Origin of the sequence: Methanocalculus sp., assembly GCF_029762515.1 — an archaeon.
Taxonomy (GTDB): Archaea; Halobacteriota; Methanomicrobia; order Methanomicrobiales; family Methanocorpusculaceae; genus Methanocalculus.
The window spans coordinates 1-2,202 of sequence record NZ_JARVGN010000381.1 but is presented as its reverse complement, the minus strand read 5'-3'; the positions used below and the strand labels follow the sequence as shown (position 1 = coordinate 2,202).

Here is a 2,202-nt window from a genome sequence, read left to right as displayed (position 1 = left end):
GACCCCGATTGCAAAGAGGAGTTCGGTATTAGATGGTGCAAGGGAGACGATACGTTCCGGATATGCCCGGATGGTAACCTCATGGCCTGAATCGTCGGTGACGGTGATTGATCGATCCCCTTTCATCGAGCTCCCGATAAGCATGGCTGAATCAGCATATTCTTCAGCGTCAATTCCTCCTGCTGAAAGACCGGCAGCTCCCCCTATGCAGAAGACCATAATAAACAAGCCAGATACGAATCGTCTCATAATTAAACTCCTCTCATTACACATCATTTACGCTCTCCCTCATCTGCCACATTATCAACCAGAACTGAATTCTTTCCGGAGATAGAGAATGGCAGAGTCGATGGAGATCTCCACCCGTGCCCCATTCCCGATCAATGATGCAAGGACAGACCCCGCCTCTCCTCCGGTATAGTCCTCAAATGCTTCGATAGATCCGATGATCACCATCTTCTTCGCATGCGGACGTAAAAGCCGGATATTATCCAGGTTCCCCCTCCCAACAGGCATGGCAACAAGGATGATCCGGTCAGCTTTCTCAAGATACTCTATAAGCAGCGATGAGGAAACCTCTGATATCGGGGCAAACGGAGCCTCGCTCAATGTAGGAATACCAAGCTCTTCTGCTGTTATATAATCCGAATCAAGCACATTGAGAATACCGGTGGTAAGATGCCAGCCAGACTGGTGAAGCCGCCGGATCAGAGGTGTGCCGCATCCCCCACCACAGACAATATGCACCCTTCCGGCCTTTGCATCATGCATCCCGTCTGTATAGAGCGGGAGGATATACGGCCTCCCGGTAGTCGGATGAGTACTGACGAGCACATCGACCCCATAGACCAATCGAATCATCTCTCTGGTCAGCACATCTCCTGGCAATCCGATTGCCGCAATCTTCCTCTCTTTCAGGAGGATGATCCGGTCACAGTAGTAGGCGGCGAGGTTGATGTCATGGAAGACACTGATCGTCGTCGTCTCCTCCATCTCCTTTCTGATAATACTCAGAATCTCAATCTGGTGGCTGATATCAAGGTGAGAGGTCGCCTCGTCAAGCAGCAGGATGTCCGGCTCCTGTGCCAGAGCCCGTGCAATCAGGACACGCTGCCGCTCACCCCCGCTGATCGCATTCACCGGCATTTCAGCAAGATGGGAGACATTGGCAAGCCGCATCACCCGGTCACAGATCGCGTGATCCTCCCTGCTTTCTGATGCGAACCTGCCGATATACGGATGGCGGCCCATCATCACGATCTCGCGGACGGTGTAATCGAAATTGATTGCTGTCTCCTGTGGAACGACCGCCACCCGCTGTGCCAGCATCCGGAAGGAGAGATCCTCCATATTCTGATTATTATAGTAGATATCGCCACCAGAAGGGGCGACGATCCTGCTCATTGCCTTCAGGAGTGTCGTCTTGCCTGATCCATTCGGGCCGCAGATCCCGATCATCTCCCCGGGAGTTGCAGAGAAGGCAATCTCCTCAAGGATCTGGTGTGCCCCATAACAGACATCCAGATGTACCACATCGACCGTTTTCATGCGTGGATCCTCCGCTGCAGCAGGAACATGAAGAAGGGGGCACCGAGAAATGCGGTGATAATTCCGACAGGCATCTCATTTCCGAGTGTCCGGGCGAAGGTATCTGCCCAGAGGAGGATGAGCCCGCCAGCAAGAATAGCAGCAGGAATCAGCACCCGGTGATCGGGACCGACGATGATCCGCATCAGGTGCGGGGTGATCAGCCCGATAAAGCCGATCGCACCTGCGATCGCAACCGCAATCCCCGCCAGCACCGAGCTGACAAAGAGGAGAAGCACCTTCAGCTGCTCCACATTCACCCCAAGATGGACGGCATCCTCGTCACCGAGCGAGATGATATTGATATCGCGTGCAAAAAGGTAGATAAAAAGGCATCCAAACGGGATAAGGAGTGCAATATGCACATCATTCCATGAAACTGTCCAGAACCCTCCCATCAGCCAGAAGACAATCTGCTGGAGGCTCTTTCCTGAATTATACATTAGAAACGAGAGCATCGCAGAGAGGAACATCGAGAGGGCAACGCCGGTCAAAAGGAGCGTCTCGACCGGGACTTTTCCTCCAGAGCGGGCGATCATATAAACCAGAAAGGTAGCACCGAATGCTCCGGTAAAGGCAAAGACAGGAAGCCCTGCGCCTGCAAGGAAGACGATC

General features: G+C 53.1%; 2 protein-coding genes and 1 pseudogene. All 3 read right to left on the bottom strand.

Annotation, left to right across the window (positions count from 1 at the left end; translation table 11 throughout):
* A pseudogene (locus tag QCH34_RS11200) lies at positions 1–249 on the bottom strand (hypothetical protein); the annotation flags it as partial.
* 54 nt (positions 250–303) lie between these two features.
* Positions 304–1,548: an ABC transporter ATP-binding protein gene (locus QCH34_RS11195; protein ID WP_300334168.1), complete on the bottom strand. Its 1,245-nt coding sequence runs from the start codon at positions 1,546–1,548 to the stop codon at positions 304–306.
* Positions 1,545–2,202 (bottom strand): iron chelate uptake ABC transporter family permease subunit (locus QCH34_RS11190; protein WP_300334166.1); only part of this gene is annotated, 658 nt, incomplete at its 5' end. The genes QCH34_RS11190 and QCH34_RS11195, both read right to left, overlap by 4 nt.

Bases quoted from the DNA above. Each gene is read 5' to 3' on its own strand.
- QCH34_RS11195 (WP_300334168.1), bottom strand. From the start codon at position 1,548: ATGAAAACGGTCGATGTGGTACATCTGGATGTCTGTTATGGGGCACAC.